We start from the raw sequence: 20,434 nt of genomic DNA, 5'->3' as shown, positions 1-20,434 counted from the left end.
GTCTGCGGAGGGTTACTGGATGCGGCGCAGGTTCAGCCGGTACCGGTAGGGGCGCCCGCGGTTGACCTCGATGCCGGCGACAACCGAGGAAACGGCAATGGCAACCCAGAGCAGGGCGTTCAGGATGGCGAAGACCCAGCCGATTCCGGGAATGAAGGACAGCAGCCAGGCCACCAGGGCAATGATGGTGGGAGGGAGGGTGAAGTTCAGCGCTTCCTTGGATTCCTGCGCGGTGAACGGGCCGCGGTCACGGAAGACCAGGTAAATGATCAGGGACGGAATGAACCCCAGGATGCCGCCGAAGTGGGCCATCGTGGCCCACTGCCGGTCCTCGGAGGCAGTCAGGGGCAGGGCAGTGGCCGGAGCGCCCTGATAGGCGGGACGAGCGCCGGAACCCCGGTCGTCGGACTGGGGGTGGTGGTTCTGACGTATGTTCGACACTGCTGTTTCCTTTGTGACTCTGGACGCCTGGTCGGTTCGGTTTACTGCCCTACATCTCATCTAGGTTACTGGCAACCGGGCTCCGTCCCGGCACGCGGGGCCGTGCGCGGGTCGCTACGGAACGGTCAGGAAGTCGATCACTTCCTCCACCCGGCCCAGCAGGGAGGGCTCGAGATCGGCGTATGAGGTGACTGCGCCCAGCAGTTTCTTCCACCCCACGGCCACGTCCGTGTGGTCCCGGTGCGGCCAGCCCAGGCCTTTCAGGATGCCCGTTTTCCAGTCTTCGTTCCGGGGGACAACCGGCCAGGCGGAGAGGCCGATGGTCTGCGGTTTGATGGCCTGCCACACGTCCACGTACGGGTGCCCCACGATGAGCACGTTTCCGCGTGCACCCGGATGCTTCATGGCCTCGGCGGCAATGCGGGACTCCTTGGAACCGGCCACCAGATGGTCCACCAGTATTCCCAGCCGTCGCCCCGGGCCCGGATTGAAGTCCCGGACGGCAGCGTACAGGTCATCCACCCCGTGCAGGGGTTCGACGACGATGCCCTCCACACGGAGGTCGTCGCCCCACACCTTCTCCACCAGTTCGGCGTCGTGCTTGCCTTCCACCCAGATGCGGCTCGCCCGTGCCGTGCGCGCCCGCACGTTGTCCACCCGAAGGGAACCCGACGCCGTTCGCCGCGACGCAGGTGCCGCGGCCTTGACGGCGGGCACCACTTCCACCGGTTCGCCGTCGAGCAGGAAGCCGAAACCCAGTTCGAAGGACTTGGTTTTCCCCCGGCGGTCCTCCAGCACCATCAGATGCAGTCCGCCGGACTTCTCCACCCGCACCACCGCTCCGACCCAGCCGCTCTGCACGTCTTCGAGCACCAGGCCCGCCTCGGCTCCGACTTTGGGAAGTGTTTTCCGGGCCGGAGCACTGATGTCCTGCGGCCCCCACGAAAAGTTGGACACTGGTGTTTTCCTCGCTTTGGTTGGTCCGCTGCAGCCGGCAAGTGCACGTCCGGCAGCAGTGCGGCACGGGCCACTCAATGCTAGCAACGACCCCGATCCGTATTAGACTTAGCACTTAGGCATGGTGAGTGCTAACCGGGAACGCTCCGGGCACACAGAACATACGGCCATCAGCGAGGGAGGGAAAACCATGAGTGAACCACGCAGACTCGAGGTGCTCCGGGCCATTGTTGAGGACTATGTCCATTCGCGCGAACCCGTTGGCTCCAAGGCCCTCGTGGAGAGGCACCAGCTCGGCGTCTCCAGCGCAACCATCCGCAACGACATGGCGGCCCTTGAAGAAGAGGGGCTGATTGTTGCTCCCCACACTTCAGCCGGCCGCATCCCCACCGACAAGGGCTACCGGCTGTTTGTCGACCGGATTTCGGACGTGAAGCCGCTCTCGGCGGCCGAGCGAAGGGCAATCCAGACCCTGCTGGAGGGCGCCGAAGACCTCGACGACGTGATGGAACGGACCGTCCGCCTGCTGTCGCAGCTGACCAACCAGGTGGCCGTTGTGCAGTATCCGCATCTGGGGAACGCACGCGTGCGGCACATCGAGTTTGTCCTGCTCGCACCTGCCCAGGTGCTGGTCGTCCTGATCTCAACCACCGGCCGGGTGGAGCAGCGCGTCATCACGATGCCGGACCAGGTCGCGGAACAGGACCTCCTGGAGCTGCGGCAGCATTTCCTCGCCGCGCTGGGCGGGACCCCGCTGACCCGTATCACCGGGCAGCTCGCCGAGTGCCTGGCAACGGTTCCGGCGCAGAAGCGGCGCAACGCCGGGGCACTGGCCCGCTGCCTCGAGCAGCTGGCCGGAATTAACCGCGAGGACCGCATGGTGATGGCGGGAACCGCCAACCTGGCCCGGTCCACCGTAGACTTTCCCCTGACGATCGGCCCGATCCTCGAGGCACTTGAGGAACAAGTGGTCATGCTTCGGTTGTTGTCCGAAATGGAGCAGGACGCCCGGGGTGTTTCCGTCCGGATCGGACGCGAAAACCCCCACGGTTCCTTGTCGGAGGCATCAGTGGTGGCCACCGGCTACGGACCGGATTCCTCGGCGAAGGTGGGTGTGCTGGGTCCAACCCGCATGGACTATCCCAACACCATGGCGACTGTCCGTGCCGTGGCCCGCTACCTTTCCCGGATACTGAACAACTAGAAAAACGTTAGACAATACAGCAGCAGTCGCCGGTGGCCGGCCCGCCTGAGGGCGGCCGGCCACCGGCGGAAGTCTTCGAAGCGAAGAGAACACCGCAGAAGCGGAAACTGCAATTACAGGAAGCGATGTGCACGAGTGAGCGATCACTACCAGGTCCTGGGCGTTGGACGCGACGCCACGGGCGAAGAAATCAAGAAGGCGTACCGGAAGCTGGCCCGAAAGCTGCACCCGGACGTCAACTCCGCTCCCGGAGCGCAGGACGAATTCAAGGCTGTGACCCACGCCTACGAGGTGCTGGCGGACCCGCAGAAACGCCGCATCTACGACACCACCGGCAATGAAAACGGCAACGACAACGGCTTCGGCGGCGGTGCCGGGTTCGGCGGCCAGGGCTTTGGCTTCCAGGACATTTTCGACACCTTCTTCGGCGGAGCCGGAGCGGGCGGCGGCCGGGGACCGGCCTCGCGCACCCGCCGCGGCCAGGACGCCCTGATCAACGTGCGGATCGACCTCAAGGATGCCGTTTTCGGCACCAACAAGAAGATCGACGTCGACACCGCCGTCACCTGCCCGACCTGCGACGGCAGCTGCTGCCAGCCCGGCACCTCCCCGCGGACCTGCGACATCTGCCACGGCACCGGCCAGGTGCAGCGCGCCGTCCGGTCCATCCTGGGCCAGGTCATGACCAGCGCTCCCTGCGGCTCCTGCCAGGGCTTCGGCTCGGTCATTCCGGACCCCTGCCACGAGTGCGCCGGCGAGGGCCGCGTCCGCAGCCGCCGCACCCTGAACATCAAGATCCCCGCCGGAGTTGCCACCGGCACGCGGATCCAGCTCAGCGGCCAGGGCGAAGCCGGAACCGCCGGCGGGCCCCAGGGCGATTTGTACGTGGAGATCCGGGTCAATGCAGATCCCACCTTCGTCCGCGAAGGTGATGACCTGCATGCCACTCTGACGGTTCCCATGACCGCAGCCGCCCTGGGCTCCTCGATCAACTTCGAGACGTTCGACGGCGACCGCGAGATCACCGTTAAGGCCGGCACCCAGTCGGGCGAGATCACCACCCTCAAGGGGCTGGGCGTCACTCACCTGCGCGGCTACGGCCGCGGAGACCTGCTGGTTCATCTGCACGTTGAAACCCCGCAGAAGCTGGACGCAGAGCAGGAAGAGCTCCTCCGCAAGCTGGCCCAGCTGCGCGGCGAGGAATACGCAGAGGGACGCCTGGCCGGCAGCGGTTCCGGTGTCTTCGCCAGGCTGCGGGACCGCCTGGGCAACCTCTAGCCATGACCAACCCCATCTTCTTCGGTGATCCGGGGGCCGTGCGCGCCGCGGTGCCCGGATCCGTGCTGGTAATCGAGGGGCCGGAGGCCCACCACGCTGTTGCCGTGAAACGCCTCGCCCCGGGCGAGCCGGTGGACATCGTGGACGGCGCGGGGCTGCGGCTAACTGGAACTGTGTCAGCTGCCTCGCCTGCGCGGCTGGAAGTTAGCGTGGAAGCCGTCACCGAAGAGGACGGAGCGGCCGAAACCCTGATACTGGTCCAGGCCCTGGCGAAGGGCGGCCGCGACGAGCAGGCCGTCGAAGCGGCAACGGAGCTCGGCGTGGACAGGGTCATCCCCTGGCAGTCCGAGCGCAGCATTGTCCGCTGGCGTGCGGACAAGGCCGCCAAGGGGCAGGCGAAATGGCAGGGCATTGTCACCGCCGCCGCCAAGCAGTCCCGGCGTTCAGCCGTGCCTTCGGTGGAAGAGCTGGCGGAGTCGAAGGCGCTGGCGCGCCGGCTTGCCGGGATTGACCTGGTGCTGGTGCTGCATGAGGAGGCCGACGGCGCCCTGGTTCCGGCGGTCACCGAGGCGCGCCGGCGCGCAGGGGACCGGCCGCTGAGCATTGCGGTGGTCGTGGGGCCGGAGGGCGGAATCAGCGCTTCGGAAGTGGAGCTGCTGCGCGGCGGCGGAGCCGTGGCTGTTCGCCTGGGCCTGCACGTGATGCGTTCTTCAACCGCGGGGCCTGCTGCCCTTGCCGTCCTGAATTCCGCGCTGGGCCGCTGGTAGGGCCGGGCAGCCGCTGGTAGGACGGGGCCCGGTGCTACTGGGCCGCTGAAGTGACGGTCACGCGCTTGGAATCTTCGTTGGCACGCTCCGTGCCGTGGAAGACGCTCACGCTGTACTCGCCGGCGGGCAGCTCAACGGTAAAGCGGAAGAGCGAGGGTCCGCCGGTGGAGGCCTCGAGTTCGGCGTAGCCCCGAGCCACGGCCTCTCCCGCGGGCCGGCCGTCAACGATGGGCTCCACCCGCCAGGACAGCTGCCCGCCTTCGGGCACGGCCGTACCCTGGACCGTGAGGCTGGGCTGCGTGCTGTCGCCCTCCTGCGGGTCGATGATCCAGATGGGTGCCATGAGTGCCGGGTCCCGCTGCTGAGGGCCCTCCAGGACTTCATGGCCGAAGGCCGTGTATCCCGCCTTGCCGTCCACCAGCAGCACTACTGAGGACTGGTGGCCAACGGTGGTGAGCCCGGCGTTGGAAGCTGCTGCGGTGGCGGTGTAGACCAGCTGCTGGACCGCGCGGTGCGCCATTCCTGCATCCATGGACGTTCCAAAAGCATCCTCGGAGATATCCACGGTGATGACGTTCTTGCCCGAGATTGAGGCGGAAACGCTGCCGGCCTTCTTCCACGGATTGAAGTAGTCGGGGTCCGACGGCGCGCCCGAGGTCATGGCCAGAACTGCTTCCCCGATGGGGTCGCCGTCCTTCTCTGCAGGCTGGAACTCCCGGTAGAGGTGTACGTCAGACCCGTTCAGGCCCAGCCAGTACACCGGGATGCGGCCCGGGGCGGGCTTGCCCTCGGCCGGAGGAGGGGCGCTCAGCGGAGCGGCAACAGTGCTCCCCGCAGCATCTCCGAAGGAGATGGGCATCGTAGTGGTGGGGGTAGCGGCGACCACTCCGCAGCCGCTGAGGAGGAGCGAAGAGACGGCCAGCAGTCCGAGGTATCCACGGCGGCCCGGCTGCGCCAACCGGCGTTTTAATCCCATTCAGTCCTCCTTTCGCAAAACGGTCGCTTCCCAGCTTGGCACATGCCAAACGCCGGATCCGCGGTCTTGACCTTCCTGCGACCGGACTGAGACCCGATTGATACCGGGCAGGGGAAGCGTGTTCCCGGCCGCACTGCCTCCCGGTTCACCGAAGGCGGAAATCAGGGCGGGCGCAGCGGGGCAGCATCAAGTAATATTGGACTGTCTGTCTTAACACCGGCGGGCACGCTGGCCAGGAACACGTGCAGGCCGCATGCTCGTTCACAACATTCTGCAAACAACACACTCTCCAAAAGGGGCGATGAAAGGCCTGCGAAGGCCGAATATATGACTGAATCCTCAGGAATTGGCACCATCGGGCTGGATCAGCAGACCATTGTCTTTGATTCCACTGAACACATGGTCCAGTCACTGGGTGCCAATGACGAGGCACTCAAAATCATCGAGGCCGCTTATCCGGAAGTCAGCCTGCACGTGCGGGGCAATGAGCTTTCGATCTCCGGTCCGGCACCCGCGGTGGAGCGTACCCACCGGCTGGTCACCGAGGTACGGACACTGGCACGCAGCCAGACCAAGGTCACCCCGCAGCTCCTTGAACAGCTCATCACCATGCTCAGGGACCAGAGTGCGTCGCGTCCGGCGGAAGTCCTGACCCAGAACATCCTGTCCACCCGCGGCCGCACCATCCGGCCCAAGACGCTGAACCAGAAGAACTACGTTGATGCGATCGACCGGAACACCATCGTGTTCGGGATCGGGCCGGCCGGCACCGGCAAGACCTACCTCGCCATGGCGAAGGCGGTCCAGGCGCTGCAGCAGAAGGAAGTCAGCAGGATCATCCTGACCCGCCCCGCGGTTGAGGCCGGAGAGCGCCTGGGCTTCCTGCCCGGAACGCTCAGCGACAAGATCGATCCTTACCTGCGCCCGCTTTACGACGCGCTGCACGACATGATGGACCCGGACTCGATTCCGCGGCTGATGGCCGCCGGAACCATCGAAGTGGCTCCGCTGGCGTACATGCGCGGACGTACCCTCAACGACGCCTTCATCATCCTGGACGAAGCGCAGAACACCACCCCCGAGCAGATGAAGATGTTCCTGACCCGGCTGGGGTTCGGCTCCAAGATGGTGGTGACGGGCGACGTCACCCAGGTGGACCTCCCCGGCGGGACGGCCTCCGGCCTGCGGATCGTCCACGACATCCTCGGCGACATCGACGACGTGTCCTTCTCTGAACTTCACGCCTCGGACGTGGTCCGGCATTCGCTGGTCAGCAGCATTGTCACCGCTTACAGCGAATGGGACGAGTCCAGGCGCAGCAGTGATGCTGCCGCCGGAAACCGCCGCACCTCGGGGCGGGGGAACGCCAAATGAGCATCGAGGTTAACAACGAGTCGGCCGTCGCGGTGGATGAAGAGGAACTCTCCCTGCTGGGACGGTACCTGCTGGAAAATCTGTACGTGCACCCGGAAGCGGAACTCTCCATTATTTTGGTGGACGAGGAAGCCATGGAGAAGCTGCACATTGAATGGATGGACATCCCCGGGGCCACCGACGTCCTCTCCTTCCCGATGGATGAACTGCGCCCCGGCGTCCCCGGACGCGTGACGCCGGCGGGAGTCCTCGGCGATATCGTGCTGTGTCCGCAGGTCGCCGCCGAACAGGCGGAGACGGCAGGGCACAGCATGCAGGAGGAGCTGCTGCTGCTGACCACGCACGGCGTGCTGCACCTGCTCGGCTATGACCACGCCGAACCCGAAGAAGAACGGGAAATGTTCGGACTGCAGCGCGAGCTCCTCTCCTCCTACCTGGGCCGGGAAGCCCCGAAGGAGACGCGCAGTTGAGTTTTGCCCTGCTGATTTTCATGGCCGTGGCCTTCATGGTCCTGGCCGGGCTGCTCACAGCCGCTGAATCCGCGTACGGCTACCTGCCGCGGCACGAGGCCGAGGCACTGCTGCACGGCAAGGCCGGCAAGCCGCTGCGCAGAATCCTGCAGCACCCCGTGGCGCACATGCACGCACTGCGGTTCTGGCGTGTCTGGTTCGAAATGGCCACGGCCGTTTCCGTGGCAACGCTGTTCCAGATGCTCCTGGACAACATCTGGCTGGCCGGTCTGCTCGCCACGGTGGTGATGGCCGGAATCGGTTTCGTACTGGTGGGCGTTTCGCCCCGCCAGATCGGCCGCAAGCACGTCACCGGCGTCGTCGTCCTGACCGCCGGAATGGTACGGTTCCTGCGCGTGGTGCTGGGGCCGGTGCCGGGCTGGCTCGTCCGCCTGGGCACCGCCGTCGCGCCGGGCACGCAGGGGCCCGATGCCGCCTTCTTCACGGAGGAGGAATTCCGTGAACTGCTGGACCGTGCGTCCGAAGCGGACATGATCGAAAATACGGAGGCCGAGCTCATCCACTCCGTCTTCGAACTGGGAGACACGAAGGTCCGTTCCGTGATGGTGCCCCGCACCGACATGGTCTGCATCGACGCCGGGTCCAACCTGCGGCAGGCGATGTCCCTGTTCCTGCGCTCCGGCTACTCCCGCGTTCCCGTGATCGAGGACAGCGCCGACCAGATTCTGGGCATCCTCTACCTGAAGGACGTGGCCGCGCAGATGCACTCCAATCCTTCAGAGGCCACGGTCCGCCGTGTGGAGGAGTTTGCGCGCGGCGTGCGGTACGTTCCCGAATCCAAGGCAGTCAGCGAACTGCTGCAGGAGCTGCAGCGCGAATCCACCCATGTGGCGGTGGTGATCGACGAATACGGCGGAACCGCCGGCCTGGTCACCCTGGAGGACCTGATCGAAGAGATCGTGGGCGAGATCGTGGACGAGTACGACTCCGAGCGCCCGGAGATCGAGAACCTCGGCGGGGGACGCTACCGCATCAGCTCCCGCGCCGGCATTGATGATCTCGGCGAACTGTTCGACGTCGACCTCGAAGACGACGAGGTGGACACCGTGGGCGGCCTGCTGGCCAAGGCCCTGGGCCGCGTGCCGATTGTCGGCAGCGAGGTGGTGGTCGACGGCGTCGTGCTCCATGCCGAGCGCCTGGAAGGCCGCCGCAACCGCGTGTCCCACATCATCGCCTGGAAACAGCACCGCGACGCTGACACAGACGCACAATACGACGACGGCAGGGAACCCTCCCGCGTCCATTCAACAGAATTGGTACCCCGCAATGACTGATCCACAATTCCGCGCCGGCTTTGTCTCGCTCGTGGGCCGGCCCAACGCCGGAAAATCCACGCTGACCAACGCCCTGGTGGGCCAGAAGGTGGCCATCACCTCCTCCAAGCCCCAGACCACGCGCCACACCATCCGCGGGATTGTGCACCGCGAGGACTCCCAGCTGATCCTCGTGGACACTCCGGGACTGCACCGGCCCCGGACGCTGCTGGGCAAGCGGCTGAACGACCTGGTGGCCGACACCCTCTCCGAGGTGGATGCCATCGGTTTCTGCCTCCCGGCCAATGAAGCAGTGGGCCCCGGCGACCGGTACATCGCAAAGCAGCTTGCTGCGCTGAAGAAAAAGCCGGTGGTGGCGCTGGTCACCAAGACCGACCTCGTGGACCGGGCGGCCCTGGCCAAGCAGCTCATGGCTGTGACGGCCCTGGGCAATGAGGTCCTGGGCGAGGCCGGATGGGCCGACATCGTGCCGGTATCCGCAGCGGACGGTTTCCAGGTGGACACCGTCGCCGAGGTCCTCTCCGGCTACATGCCGTCCTCGCCGCCGCTATACCCGGACGGCGAACTGACCGATGAGCCGGAAGCGGTCATGGTCGCCGAACTGATCCGTGAAGCCGCGCTGGAAGGCGTCCGCGATGAGCTTCCCCACTCCCTGGCCGTTGTGGTGGACGAGATTGTTCCCCGCGAGGGACGCTCCGATGACAACCAGCTGCTGGACATCCGGGTAAACCTGTACGTGGAAAGGTCTTCCCAGAAGGCCATCATCATCGGCAAGGGCGGCGCCCGGCTGCGGGAAGTCGGCACCAACGCACGGCTGGCCATCGAAGCGCTCCTTGGCACCCGCATCTACCTTGACCTGCACGTCAAGATCGCGAAGGACTGGCAGCGGGATCCCAAGCAGCTGGTGAAGCTGGGCTTCTAACCCCGGCGGAATGCGGGTACCCTGAATTTTCTTTTCAGGGTCGCCGCGTACACTTTGAACATTCAGGTGCAAGTCACCGTCGTTGACCACGAATCAGAACACGAATCATTGAAGGGGACCGGCTCATGTCATCTCGCCGTGCCGTAACGGGTGCCGGTCCCTCCGGAAACTCAGTGTCCGGAGCCTCCGGATCGCAAAACCCCGGCGGCCGGCATCTGGGGCGCCGCGGCGCTCCGCACCCCGTGCTGCGGGCCGCGGCCATGATTCTGTCCCTGACCCTGGTTTCGGGTCTGGTCTTTGTGGGTGTGCAGGTTATCCGCCTGCAGAACAACCTGGACACCAAACCGCTGAACCTCGGCTCCGGTCAGGAGTCCGCGCCGCCGGTGGACTCCAACACGGATCCGCTGCAGATTCTGATCTTGGGTACGGATAACCGCGACGGCCAGGAAAGCAACAACTCCGACGTCATGATGCTGGCCAACATGTCAGCGGACCGGTCCCATGTCACGGTGGTCAGTTTCCCCCGCGACCTGCTGGTCCCGCTGCCTGCCTGCACCGATCCGGAAACCGGAACCACCTACCCGGCCATGGACCTCGCTCAGATCAACGGCGCCCTGGGCAACGGCGGGCCGGGCTGTACCGTGGCCGCCATCAACGAGCTCACGGGCCTGAGCATCGACCACTTCATGATGGCCGACTTTGACGCGGTGAAGGAACTCTCCAACACCCTGGGCGGCGTTGAGGTCTGTGTTAACCAGCCGGTGGAGGACGAACTCTCCGGACTGAGCCTTCCCGCCGGCGTCAGCAGTGTGCAGGGCGACCAGGCCCTGGCCTTCCTGCGGACCCGCCACGGTTTCGGCAACGGCGGCGATGAGGGCCGGATCCGGGCGCAGCAGAGTTTCCTGGCCTCCATGGTCCGGAAGGTCCAGGACGAGGGCACGCTCAATAACCTGCCCAAGCTCTATTCCATCGCCGAGACGGTCACCCGGAACCTGACCGTCGATAAGGAACTGACCAACCCGACGTCGCTGATTGCCCTCGCCGGCCGGCTGAAGGATGTTGACCTCAGCCGGGTGGCCTTTGTTACCGCCCCGGTGGTGCCGTACGAATACGACAACAACCGGCTGGTCCTGGACGAAGCAGTCTCCGAGCCGCTCTTTACCGCTCTGGTGGAGGACCGGGACATTACCGAGCCCGCTCCCGAACCGGAGCCGGACGCTACGACCCCCGCTGACGGCACCCCGTCCGTCCCGGCGGAGGAAGCACCGCTGTTTGATCCCGCGACCATTCCGGTCCGGATCCTCGATGCCACCGGCAGCACCGCGGGCGCGGGCACGGAATCGCGCGACCAGGTCCTGGCCGCCCACCTGCTCTCGCAGGGCTACGCGCTGGCGGATGCCGCCGGCCGGATCGACGCCTCCAGCCCGGCGACCCAGATTTTCTATGGCCCCGGTTACCTTGAAATGGCCGAACAGGTGGCCGCAGCACTCGGCGTTCCGGCCGTGCAGGTCATGGCCAGCAACCTGGTCAACGGCGTGAGCGTGCAGGTGGGAGAGGACTTCACCACCGGGACCACCATGCCCGACGCCGGCGACGTGGGCGGACTGAGCGGCCAGACCGCGGCCCAGGTTACGTGCCAGACGGCGTTTGGCAATTAACAATTGGGCAGCCCCACAGGCTGCTGTTAGGGTGGTCACGTGCGCGCAGAGCTTCTTCTCCTTAGCTGCCGCGGCGGGGCCATAACCACCAAATAGGCCGCCCCTCGCTGCGGAGTTTGTGTTGCCCGGCCGCTCTTCTGAACTCCTAGAAAAGGCCCCACCAGACATGCGAAATGCACAGCAGCCCTCGGGAATGCCCATCTCCAAGTACGTTCCCTTCCAGGACCAGATCAGTTTTGAACTCCCGGACCGGACGTGGCCGGAAAAGCTCATCACCAAGGCGCCGCGCTGGTGCGCGGTGGACCTGCGGGACGGCAACCAGGCCCTGATCGACCCCATGAGTCCTGAGCGCAAGCACAAAATGTTCGATCTGCTGGTGAAGATGGGCTACAAGGAAATCGAGGTCGGGTTCCCCTCCGCCTCCCAGCTCGATTTCGACTTCGTCCGCCAGCTGATCGAAGGCGACCGGATCCCGGACGACGTCACCATCCAGGTGCTCACCCAGTCCCGCGAGCATCTGATCGAGCGCACCTATGACTCGCTCGAAGGAGCGGACCGGGCCATCGTGCACCTGTACAACTCCACCTCGGTGCTGCAGCGCAAGGTCGTCTTCAACACCGACCAGGACGGCATCGTGGACATCGCGCTCTCGGGCGCCCGGCTGTGCAGAAAGTATGAGGAGCAGCTGCGCGGGGTCGAGGTAACCTACGAGTACTCGCCCGAGTCCTACACCGGCACGGAACTGGACTTCGCCCTGCGCATCTCCAACGCCGTCGCCGGGGTGCTGGACGCCTCCCCGGACCGGCAGATGATCCTGAACCTGCCGGCAACGGTGGAGATGGCCACCCCCAACGTGTACGCCGACTCCATCGAGTGGATGCACCGCAACCTCGCCAACCGGGACTCCATCATCCTCTCCCTGCACCCGCACAATGACCGGGGAACCGGGGTCGCCGCCGCCGAACTGGGCTACCTGGCCGGCGCCGACCGCATTGAGGGCTGCCTCTTCGGCAACGGGGAACGGACCGGGAACGTGGACCTGGTCACCCTCGGCATGAACATGTTCAGCCAGGGCGTGGACCCGGAGATCGATTTCTCGGACATTGACCACGTCCGCCGCACCGTCGAATACTGCAACCAGCTGCCCGTTCCCGAGCGTTCCCCCTACGGCGGAGACCTGGTGTTCACCGCGTTCTCCGGATCGCACCAGGACGCCATCAAGAAGGGCTTCGAGTCCATGGAGAAGGACGCCGCTGCTGCCGGCACCACCGTGGACGACATTCCCTGGGCAGTTCCGTACCTGCCCATCGACCCCAAGGACATCGGCCGCAGCTACGAAGCCGTCATCAGGGTCAACAGCCAGTCCGGCAAGGGCGGCGTGGCCTACCTGCTCAAGAACGAGCACAACATGGACCTGCCGCGGCGTGCCCAGATCGAGTTTTCCGGCGTCGTCCAGCGCAGGACCGACACCGCCGGCGGCGAGGTTACCGGTGCCGAGCTGTGGAAGGTCTTCCAGGACGAGTACCTGCCGAACACGCCGGAGTCCGGCGGCGAACCGTGGGGACACTACGCACTCACCTCGGTGAACGCGGACACCGCCGAAGACGGCACCTTCAAGCTGACCGCATCGTTGATGAACGGCGGCGTCCAGCAGAAACGCACGGCGACCGGCACCGGCCCCATCGCCGCGCTGCTGGAAATCCTGGGCGAAGACGGCATCGACGTCCGGCTGCTGGACTACACCGAGCATGCCCTCTCCGCGAGCGGAAACGCCGCTGCGGCCGCGTACGTGGAACTGGCCGTGGGGGAGCGGGTGCTCTGGGGCGTAGGGATTGATTCCAACACCACCATGTCGGCGCTCAAGGCCGTGATTTCCGCGGTGAACCGGGCAATCCGCGACCGGTCCTGATCCGGAATACCGCCGCGGCGGGCGCACCCGGACACCCTCGGTGCCCGGGTGCGCCGCACTTCCGGCCGAACGTGGGAAAATAAGACGGTGGCAGGAAAATCATTTGCTTCCCGGACCTATCGGGACGAGGGCGTCATCCTGCGCACCCACAAGCTGGGTGAGGCGGACCGCATTCTGGTGCTGCTGACACGCAGCCATGGACAGGTGCGCGCCGTGGCCAAGGGGGTGCGCCGAACTTCGAGCAAGTTCGGTGCCCGGCTGGAGCCGTTCATGGTGGCGGATCTGATGCTCTCCTCGGGGCGGAACCTGGACATCGTTACCCAGGCCACGACCCTGGGCGCCTACGGGCACGGAATCGTGTCGGATTATGCCCGCTACACCGCGGCCGCAGCCATTGCGGAGACCGCGGAGCGGCTCACCGACGTCGACGGCGAATCGGCCAATGCCCACTACCACCTGGTGATCGGCGCACTGGCGGCCCTGAACCGCGGAGCCCACGCTCCGGAGCTGATCCTGGACTCGTACCTGCTGCGCGCCCTGGCCACCGCAGGCTGGGCGCCGAGCTTCACGGCGTGCGCCCGCTGCGGGGCTCCGGGACCGCATTCGGCGTTTTCCCCGGCCCTGGGCGGTGCGGTTTGTTCGGCATGCCGTCCCCCGGGTGCAGCCTCGCCCTCGCCCGAAACCATGGTCCTCCTGGCAGCCCTGCTCTCCGGCGACTGGAAAACCGCCGACGACGCCGGGCAGCAGCCGCGGCGGGAATCGGCCGGCCTGGTGGCCAGCTACCTTCAATGGCACCTGGAACGGGTCGTCAAATCACTTCAACATGTGGAGCGTGTCTAAGCTTGCGTTCAAAGTCCCCTTCCGTGGGTTCCCCTCCGGCAGCCCGTCCTGCGCCGCACCCCTCCGGGGCAGTGCCGCCGCCGGTTCCCGCCGACCTGGTGCCGCAGCACGTTGCCATCGTCATGGATGGCAACGGACGCTGGGCCAACCAGCGCGGACTGCCCCGCACCGAAGGCCACCGTGCCGGTGAAGCCGCGCTCCTGGACGTCATGGCCGGCGCGGTCGAGATGGGGATCAGGCACGTCTCCGTTTATGCCTTCTCCACGGAGAACTGGAAGCGTTCCCCGGAAGAGGTCCGCTTCCTGATGGGGTTCAGCCGGGACGTGCTGCGCCGCCAGCGCGACCAGCTCAGCGAGTGGGGCGTCCGCATTCGCTGGTCCGGCCGCCGCCCGCGGCTCTGGCAGTCGGTGGTCAAGGAACTGGAGATCGCCGAAGAAGCCACCCGGGACAACACCGTGTGCACCCTGAACATGTGCGTGAATTACGGTGGCCGGGCCGAGATCACGGACGCAGTGTCCGCCATCGCCGCCGACGTCGCCCGCGGCAAGCTGCGCCCGGGATCCATAACGGAAAAAACCATCCAGAAATACCTGGACGAACCGGACCTGCCGGACGTGGATCTTTTCCTGCGGACCTCCGGCGAACAGCGGCTGTCCAACTTCATGCTCTGGCAGTCCGCGTACGCGGAGATGGTCTTCATGAACACCCTGTGGCCCGACGTGGACCGTCGCACGCTCTGGGAAGCCGTGGAGATCTACGCACGGCGCGACCGGCGGTACGGGGGAGCGGTGGACCAGGCCTCCCCGGCCTAGCTGGGCCGAGGTCGCGGCGTCTGTCCAGACCCGCGCCGAACAGCTCGACGCCGGGGGCGGAGGGGGGAGCGGGAACCGCGCGCCTCACTCCGGGGTGTCTCTCGGCCACGGCTGAATCCTGTAGCGTCGCTGAGATGGAGCGCTCCGAGATCTTCGACATTGCCCACCTGCGCCATCCAATCGCGGCGCCGGTGGCGCCCGGGCGGCTGCGCGAACTGGTCAGCTGGCTGAGCCCAGGCGAGGGCGCCCGCGCCGTTGACCTCGGGTGCGGCGAGGGGGAGTGGCTGCAGGAGCTGCTACTCACCCACCCCGGAATCACCGGCGTAGGGATCGACCAGATGGTCCCGGCCTCTGCCGCCCGGCGTGCCGACGAGCGGAAGCTGAGCGACCGGGTGCGCTGGATCGAGACGGATGCCGCCGCCTGGAACGACGGGGTCTTCGACGTGGTGCTGTGTGTCGGTGCGAGCCACGCCTTCGGCCGGCTGGAGGACATGCTGGGCGCTGTCCGGCGGCACCTGCGCCCCGGTGGCCAGGCGCTGATCGGCGACAGCATCTGGGAGAGCACCCCGTCGGCTTCTGCGCTGGCAGCGCTTGGGGTTTCCGCCGACGCCTATCCCAACCTTGCCGGCCTCGTGCGAGCCTTCCATGAGTACGGGTTTGAGCCGTCGTACGGGCACGTCAGCACGTTGGCCGAGTGGGACGACTACCAGTTCAGCTGGACCGGATCGCTCGTCGACTGGGCCGTACGGGAGGCCTCGACGACCGAGGATCGTGATCAGGCATTCGCCGCTGCACGTGAGAATCGCGACGCCTGGCTGAGCGGCGCCTGGCGCGAGCTGGGGTTTGCAACCTTCGTCCTGCACGACGCCGCCGTTGGCGTGCGTGACTGACCGGCGTTCATTCGGTGCAGGGCCGGGCAGCTAGCTTTTCAGCATGAAGGCCCGCGCCCACTGCTCGAGCTTTCCATAGACCCGGCGCCGCACCGGTCCCGCCGACAGCAGGACATCGTGCAGAGCATTCTCGAACCGGTATACGGTGACCTGCGGACCCAGCAGCAGCCCGCGCTGCACCATCAGGTTCACGTCCAGAATGCTGTCCGCGGTTTTCATGTTCTCGTTCCAGAGCCCGGCCATGACCGAGCTGGTTGAGGCCATCAGCAGGATGGGCACCCGAATATCCAGGCCGCGCGCCACCTGGGCGTGGCCGCTGAGCACCGCGGTGATCCACCCGGCCCGGATCGGCCAGCTCCCCGGCGGTTTCAGCTCCGGGTCCGGATCCCATTCGCCGTCCGCTTCACGGCTGATGCTGCGCCAGTAGTAGTCCATTTCGGGGACCTTCAGCCGGGCCTTGGGCCGCAGCCGGGCGAGCGGTTCCAGCAGTGAGGCCGTTGCGTTGCGCACCATCCAGGAGCCGCGCAGCTCCAGCCACGGGCTGTTCAGGATCAGGGCTTCGATGCGGCCGGGGTTCCGGTGCGCCCACAGTGAGGCCACCAGGCCGCCGGTGGAGTGCGCCATCAGGGATATCCGCACCGGGGTGTCCGGACCGCGGTGTTCCCTGATGTGTGCCGTCAGGGCTGCCAGCGCAGCCTCAATGTCGGCGTCGTACTCCTGCAGGTCCAGAGTGAAGCCTTCGGACTGGCCCGGCAGCAGGCTCCGGCCGTACTTGCGCAGGTCCAGTGCATAAAAGGCGGCACCGAGGCCGCTCCAGAAGTGGGCCAGCTCCGTCTGGAAGAAGTAGTCGCTCCAGCCGTGGATATAGAGGACGGCGTGAACCGGCTCCGCTGCCACGGGTGCCCGGAGACCGTGCAGCATCTGCCGCACCCGGCCGGAGAAGGTGGGCGGAACCGGAGGTTCGGGGGTGTAGGACACCAGCGTGGCCACCACGGGCCCTTCGTCATCTTCCCCCAGATCCAGGGTCAGGCACTGGTAACCGTCGCCGAGGATGTCCGGTTTCCACTGCATGCCGCCGGTCCCCGTGCCTGTGTAGCTACCCATACATCGAGAGTAGCCGCCCTTCTGCAGCGAACCGGACAGCACCGAACCGGACAGGCCCGGGCCGGCTGCGCGGGAACCGGCGCAGCGAGCGTGCGGAGCAGCGAAGTCGTCCATCGGATTTGGCGGAGGCCCGCGGCAGTGCAAGCATAAAACCATGCGCGTCTACCCCGCCTTCTTTCGTGCCGTCTTTGCCGGCATGGACCCCGAAAAGGCACACCGAATTGGCTTTGACCTGATCAAGCTTTCCGCAGCGACCCCCGCCGGTGCGTTGATGCGCCGGCTGATGCGTCCCTCACCGGGCCTTCGGGTCCGGGCCTTCGGCCTGGACTTCCCGTCTCCGTTCGGCCTGGCCGCCGGATTCGACAAGGAAGGATCCGGCATTGTGGCCCTGACCAACATGGGCTTTGGCCACGTGGAAGTGGGAACCGTGACGGGGCGGGCGCAGCCGGGGAACCCCAAGCCGCGGCTCTTCCGTCTCGTGGAGGACCGCGCCGTCATTAACCGGATGGGCTTCAACAACGACGGCGCTGCTGCCGTGGCTCCCCGTGTGGCCGCCGCCCGCAAGGCCCTAGCCGCGGCCTACGGGAGCCACCGGCCGGTGATCGGCATCAACATCGGCAAAACCAAGTCCGTGGACCTGGCCGACGCGGTGAACGATTACCTCATCAGCACCCGCGAACTGGCGCCGCAGGCGGATTACCTCGTGGTGAACGTTTCCTCGCCCAATACGCCCGGGCTGCGCCGGCTCCAGAACATTGAGTCCCTGCGCCCGCTGCTCTCGGCCGTCGCAGCCGCCGCCGACGAAGCGGCCGGACGGCATGTGCCGCTGCTGGTAAAGATTGCGCCCGACCTCAGCGATGACGACGTCGACGACGTCGCCCGCCTGGCGCTGGACCTCGGACTCGACGGCGTGATTGCAACCAACACGACCATCACCCGCGAAGGCCTGGTGACCGACCCGGAAAAGGTGATTGCCTGCGGAGTGGGCGGTCTGAGCGGAGCTCCCCTGCGCCGCCGTTCCCTGGAAGTGCTGAAGCGGCTGCGTGCCGGCCTGGGCGACGGGGGACCGGCCATCATTTCTGTTGGCGGCGTCGAATCAGCCCGCGACGTGCACGAGCGGCTCAAGGCCGGCGCAACCCTGGTGCAGGGGTACACCGCCTTCCTGTATCAGGGGCCGTTCTGGGCCGCGCGCATCAACCGCCGCCTGGCCCGGCTGCTGAAATAGCGACTGGCTCCTAGTGACACCTGCTGATAGTCACACCTGCCGGATGAGCCCTGCCTGCTGAACCGGCCTCAGGACACGGACGCAAAAATGAAGGGCCGCTCTTCGGAGCGGCCCTTCATCATCTGGTAAAGAATGCGGTTATTCGGGCTTTTCGCCGCGCTTGACCAAAGCCTTGGGCAGGCGGAAACGGCGCAGCTGAAGCGCACGGGATACGCCGTACCAAACGTCGCCGGAGTTGGGGCCGCCGAACTTCTCGGTCAGGCGGCGGCGGAGGAGGGCGCGCAGGATAAAGGAATCGAGGATGACGGCCAGGATCAGGACCCAGAAAGCCAGCATGACAATGCTCTGCACGGTGAGGTTCTGGATGAAGCTGACCACCACGAAGACGAGGGCTGCGATCATGACAAACTCGCCCAGGTTCCAGCGGGAGTCCACCACGTCGCGGATGAACCGGCGCTGCGGTCCCTTGTCGCGCAGGGGAAGGTAGCGCTCGTCTCCGGTATCCAGTGCCGCGCGGGTCTTCAGGCGCTCTTCACGCAGGGCCTCGCGGTTCGCGTTTTTCGCCGCTTTGCGGTCGGTGGGAACCAGCGGGCGCTGGCGCGCAGCCACCTGGTCCCGGCGCCTGGGCGTGGGTGCTCCCTTCCCCGCGGCCGTGCGGGCTGAGCTGGTCTGGGCTGCCGCAGCAGCCTGGTCCACAGTTTCCTGCGCGGTGGGCGCTTCATTCTTTCGTCCGAACACCCCTCTAGGATACCTTGACGGCGGCACCGGCGGACCGGGGGCCCGCATGTACTGTTTTGTTATGACTGTGAATCCAGAATCTTCTTCTTCATCAGTGGACATCGACGCACTCCGCTCCGCCGTGGCCGCTGATTTTCCCCGCACTGTTGAGCAGCTGAAGTCGCTCGTGTCCATTCCCGGCATTGCCTGGGATTCGTTTGACCCGGAGCGCCTCAACGAGAGCGCCGAGGCGGTGGCGTCGCTGATCCGCGGTGCCGGGCTGTCCGACGTGCAGATCCTGCGCGTTGACAACAACGGCAAACCGGGCGGGCCCGCCGTCGTCGCCCGCCGTCCCGCACGGGACGGCAAGCCCACCGTGCTGCTCTACGCGCACCACGATGTCCAGCCGCCGGGAGACCTGGCGCTGTGGGAGTCCGAGCCCTTCACCGCCACTGAGCGCAACGGCCGCCTTTACGGACGCGGTGCCGCGGATGACAAAGCCGGGATCATGGCGCACATCGGAGCCCTCCGCGCGCTTGACGAGGTGCTGGGGGAGGACTCCGGCGTCGGCATCACCCTGTTCATCGAGGGCGAGGAAGAGGCCGGCTCGCCCACCTTCCGCACGTTCCTGGAAACCTACCGCAGCCTGCTCGAAGCCGACGTCATCGTCGTGGCGGATTCGGGAAACTGGAAGGTGGGCGTTCCGGCGCTGACCACCAGCCTGCGCGGACTGGTGGACGGCACGGTCGAGGTGCAGGTCCTGGACCACGCCGTCCATTCGGGAATGTTCGGCGGCCCGGTGCTGGATGCGCCCACGCTGCTGGCTCGCCTGATCGCCACCTTCCACGACGACGCCGGAGACGTCGCCATTGAGGGCCTCGCCTCCTCGGACACGGCAGCCGTGGAATACGTCGAGGCGGACTTCCGCGAGGATTCCTCGGTGCTCGACGGCGTGCAGCTGGCGGGCACCGGATCGATTGCCTCGCGGTTGTGGACCAAGCCGGCCCTGTCCATCATCGGCATCGACGTTCCGACGGTGGCACTGTCCTCGAACACCATCCAGCCCAAGGCGCGCGCCAAGTTCAGTCTGCGGCTTGCCCCGGGGCAGAGCCCGGCCGAGGCCATGGCCGCCGTTGAGCGTCATGTGCAGTCCCATGCACCGTTCGGTGCGAAGGTGACGTTCACGCCGGGGGAACAGGGGCAGGCGTTCGCCACGGACACCTCGGCTGCTGCCGCGCGGACCGCCCTGTGGGCGCTGCGGGAAGCCTGGGACGGGGTGGAGCCGGTGGAGTCCGGAATGGGCGGATCCATTCCGTTCATTGCCGACCTCACCGAACTGTTCCCCGCTGCGCAGATCCTGATCACCGGCGTCGAGGACCCGGATTCACGGGCCCACAGCGCCAACGAGTCCCTGGATCTCGGTGACTTCCGCAACGCGGTGCTGGCCGAAGCGCTGCTGCTGGCCAAGCTGGCCCGCGAAGGCTTGTAGGCAGCACGGCCCGAAAGGGGCGTAGGCAGCACGGCGCGGCCGGGTGCGGAAATCTTTTCCGGCCCGG

At 66.4% G+C, this 20,434-nt stretch carries 19 protein-coding genes; 14 read left to right on the top strand and 5 right to left on the bottom strand.

Annotated elements, in window-relative coordinates; translation table 11 throughout:
• Nucleotides 1-12 precede the first annotated feature (12 nt).
• Nucleotides 13-432 carry a DUF4870 domain-containing protein gene (locus M1D40_RS10655; RefSeq protein WP_341395100.1) on the bottom strand — a complete coding sequence of 140 codons (420 nt, stop codon included), beginning with the start codon at nucleotides 430-432 and terminating at the stop codon, nucleotides 13-15.
• 123 nt (nucleotides 433-555) lie between these two features.
• A complete protein-coding gene (locus M1D40_RS10650) occupies nucleotides 556-1,398 on the bottom strand; it encodes a DUF3097 domain-containing protein (RefSeq protein ID WP_341395006.1) in 843 nt (280 codons plus the stop codon).
• A 190-nt stretch (nucleotides 1,399-1,588) separates the two neighbouring features.
• Between M1D40_RS10650 and hrcA the strand changes: the two genes are divergently transcribed.
• The 3 genes from hrcA to M1D40_RS10635 all read left to right on the top strand — a co-directional run bounded on the left by hrcA (nucleotide 1,589) and on the right by M1D40_RS10635 (nucleotide 4,647).
• Nucleotides 1,589-2,602: a heat-inducible transcriptional repressor HrcA gene (hrcA, locus tag M1D40_RS10645; RefSeq protein WP_341395007.1), complete on the top strand. Its 1,014-nt coding sequence runs from the start codon at nucleotides 1,589-1,591 to the stop codon at nucleotides 2,600-2,602.
• 135 nt (nucleotides 2,603-2,737) lie between these two features.
• Nucleotides 2,738-3,880, top strand: coding sequence for a molecular chaperone DnaJ (gene dnaJ, locus M1D40_RS10640; RefSeq protein ID WP_341395008.1), 1,143 nt, complete (start codon nucleotides 2,738-2,740; stop codon nucleotides 3,878-3,880).
• Between the two features lie 2 nt (nucleotides 3,881-3,882).
• Nucleotides 3,883-4,647 (top strand): 16S rRNA (uracil(1498)-N(3))-methyltransferase, encoded by a 765-nt coding sequence (locus M1D40_RS10635; protein WP_461168809.1) that lies wholly within the window; start codon nucleotides 3,883-3,885, stop codon nucleotides 4,645-4,647.
• 34 nt (nucleotides 4,648-4,681) lie between these two features.
• On the opposite strand, the gene M1D40_RS10630 is transcribed toward M1D40_RS10635, so the two are convergent.
• On the bottom strand, nucleotides 4,682-5,623 hold the full coding sequence (locus M1D40_RS10630) for a GerMN domain-containing protein (protein ID WP_341395010.1): 942 nt from the start codon (nucleotides 5,621-5,623) through the stop codon (nucleotides 4,682-4,684).
• A gap of 327 nt (nucleotides 5,624-5,950) precedes the next feature.
• On the opposite strand from M1D40_RS10630, the gene M1D40_RS10625 reads away from it, so the two are divergent.
• The 9 genes from M1D40_RS10625 to M1D40_RS10585 all read left to right on the top strand — a co-directional run bounded on the left by M1D40_RS10625 (nucleotide 5,951) and on the right by M1D40_RS10585 (nucleotide 15,832).
• Nucleotides 5,951-6,997, top strand: coding sequence for a PhoH family protein (locus tag M1D40_RS10625; RefSeq protein ID WP_341395011.1), 1,047 nt, complete (start codon nucleotides 5,951-5,953; stop codon nucleotides 6,995-6,997).
• Entirely contained in the window at nucleotides 6,994-7,467 is a 474-nt protein-coding gene (ybeY, locus tag M1D40_RS10620) for an rRNA maturation RNase YbeY (protein ID WP_461168808.1), read from the top strand. The genes M1D40_RS10625 and ybeY overlap by 4 nt, the downstream gene beginning before the upstream one ends.
• Nucleotides 7,464-8,801 carry a hemolysin family protein gene (locus tag M1D40_RS10615; RefSeq protein WP_341395013.1) on the top strand — a complete coding sequence of 446 codons (1,338 nt, stop codon included), beginning with the start codon at nucleotides 7,464-7,466 and terminating at the stop codon, nucleotides 8,799-8,801. The genes ybeY and M1D40_RS10615 overlap by 4 nt, the downstream gene beginning before the upstream one ends.
• Nucleotides 8,794-9,723 carry a GTPase Era gene (gene era / locus M1D40_RS10610; protein WP_461168807.1) on the top strand — a complete coding sequence of 310 codons (930 nt, stop codon included), beginning with the start codon at nucleotides 8,794-8,796 and terminating at the stop codon, nucleotides 9,721-9,723. The genes M1D40_RS10615 and era overlap by 8 nt, the downstream gene beginning before the upstream one ends.
• Nucleotides 9,724-9,848: 125 nt before the next feature.
• Nucleotides 9,849-11,381 carry an LCP family protein gene (locus M1D40_RS10605; RefSeq protein WP_461168806.1) on the top strand — a complete coding sequence of 511 codons (1,533 nt, stop codon included), beginning with the start codon at nucleotides 9,849-9,851 and terminating at the stop codon, nucleotides 11,379-11,381.
• 166 nt (nucleotides 11,382-11,547) lie between these two features.
• Nucleotides 11,548-13,290 (top strand): 2-isopropylmalate synthase, encoded by a 1,743-nt coding sequence (gene leuA, locus M1D40_RS10600; RefSeq protein ID WP_461168805.1) that lies wholly within the window; start codon nucleotides 11,548-11,550, stop codon nucleotides 13,288-13,290.
• Nucleotides 13,291-13,377: 87 nt separating this feature from the next.
• Nucleotides 13,378-14,130, top strand: coding sequence for a DNA repair protein RecO (recO, locus tag M1D40_RS10595; protein ID WP_461168804.1), 753 nt, complete (start codon nucleotides 13,378-13,380; stop codon nucleotides 14,128-14,130).
• Between the two features lie 23 nt (nucleotides 14,131-14,153).
• The gene (locus tag M1D40_RS10590) at nucleotides 14,154-14,942 is read left to right on the top strand and encodes an isoprenyl transferase (protein ID WP_461168803.1); all 789 of its coding nucleotides are present in this window, start codon (nucleotides 14,154-14,156) and stop codon (nucleotides 14,940-14,942) included.
• A gap of 134 nt (nucleotides 14,943-15,076) precedes the next feature.
• Nucleotides 15,077-15,832, top strand: coding sequence for an SAM-dependent methyltransferase (locus M1D40_RS10585; protein ID WP_461168802.1), 756 nt, complete (start codon nucleotides 15,077-15,079; stop codon nucleotides 15,830-15,832).
• Nucleotides 15,833-15,862: 30 nt separating this feature from the next.
• Here M1D40_RS10585 and M1D40_RS10580 read toward each other — a convergent pair whose 3' ends face one another.
• Nucleotides 15,863-16,936: an alpha/beta hydrolase gene (locus tag M1D40_RS10580; protein WP_461168801.1), complete on the bottom strand. Its 1,074-nt coding sequence runs from the start codon at nucleotides 16,934-16,936 to the stop codon at nucleotides 15,863-15,865.
• Between the two features lie 154 nt (nucleotides 16,937-17,090).
• Here M1D40_RS10580 and M1D40_RS10575 point away from each other — a divergent pair, with 154 nt between their 5' ends.
• The gene (locus M1D40_RS10575) at nucleotides 17,091-18,161 is read left to right on the top strand and encodes a quinone-dependent dihydroorotate dehydrogenase (RefSeq protein ID WP_461168800.1); all 1,071 of its coding nucleotides are present in this window, start codon (nucleotides 17,091-17,093) and stop codon (nucleotides 18,159-18,161) included.
• A gap of 138 nt (nucleotides 18,162-18,299) precedes the next feature.
• Here M1D40_RS10575 and M1D40_RS10570 read toward each other — a convergent pair whose 3' ends face one another.
• Nucleotides 18,300-18,899: a DUF3043 domain-containing protein gene (locus tag M1D40_RS10570; RefSeq protein ID WP_341395022.1), complete on the bottom strand. Its 600-nt coding sequence runs from the start codon at nucleotides 18,897-18,899 to the stop codon at nucleotides 18,300-18,302.
• 61 nt (nucleotides 18,900-18,960) lie between these two features.
• Between M1D40_RS10570 and M1D40_RS10565 the strand changes: the two genes are divergently transcribed.
• Nucleotides 18,961-20,367 carry a M20/M25/M40 family metallo-hydrolase gene (locus M1D40_RS10565; protein ID WP_461168799.1) on the top strand — a complete coding sequence of 469 codons (1,407 nt, stop codon included), beginning with the start codon at nucleotides 18,961-18,963 and terminating at the stop codon, nucleotides 20,365-20,367.
• Nucleotides 20,368-20,434 lie beyond the last annotated feature (67 nt).

This window comes from Arthrobacter sp. Z1-15 (assembly GCF_054792395.1).
The sequence above is the reverse complement of the archived record's forward strand: the minus strand, read 5'-3'. Positions and strand labels throughout refer to the sequence as shown.

Coding starts and splice junctions, on each gene's coding strand:
- hrcA (WP_341395007.1), top strand. CDS start 1,589: ATGAGTGAACCACGCAGACTCGAGGTGCTCCGGGCCATTGTTGAGGAC.
- M1D40_RS10635 (WP_461168809.1), top strand. CDS start 3,883: ATGACCAACCCCATCTTCTTCGGTGATCCGGGGGCCGTGCGCGCCGCG.
- M1D40_RS10630 (WP_341395010.1), bottom strand. CDS start 5,623: ATGGGATTAAAACGCCGGTTGGCGCAGCCGGGCCGCCGTGGATACCTC.
- M1D40_RS10625 (WP_341395011.1), top strand. CDS start 5,951: ATGACTGAATCCTCAGGAATTGGCACCATCGGGCTGGATCAGCAGACC.
- ybeY (WP_461168808.1), top strand. CDS start 6,994: ATGAGCATCGAGGTTAACAACGAGTCGGCCGTCGCGGTGGATGAAGAG.
- era (WP_461168807.1), top strand. CDS start 8,794: ATGACTGATCCACAATTCCGCGCCGGCTTTGTCTCGCTCGTGGGCCGG.
- M1D40_RS10605 (WP_461168806.1), top strand. CDS start 9,849: ATGTCATCTCGCCGTGCCGTAACGGGTGCCGGTCCCTCCGGAAACTCA.
- leuA (WP_461168805.1), top strand. CDS start 11,548: ATGCGAAATGCACAGCAGCCCTCGGGAATGCCCATCTCCAAGTACGTT.
- M1D40_RS10585 (WP_461168802.1), top strand. CDS start 15,077: ATGGAGCGCTCCGAGATCTTCGACATTGCCCACCTGCGCCATCCAATC.
- M1D40_RS10580 (WP_461168801.1), bottom strand. CDS start 16,936: ATGGGTAGCTACACAGGCACGGGGACCGGCGGCATGCAGTGGAAACCG.
- M1D40_RS10575 (WP_461168800.1), top strand. CDS start 17,091: ATGCGCGTCTACCCCGCCTTCTTTCGTGCCGTCTTTGCCGGCATGGAC.
- M1D40_RS10565 (WP_461168799.1), top strand. CDS start 18,961: ATGACTGTGAATCCAGAATCTTCTTCTTCATCAGTGGACATCGACGCA.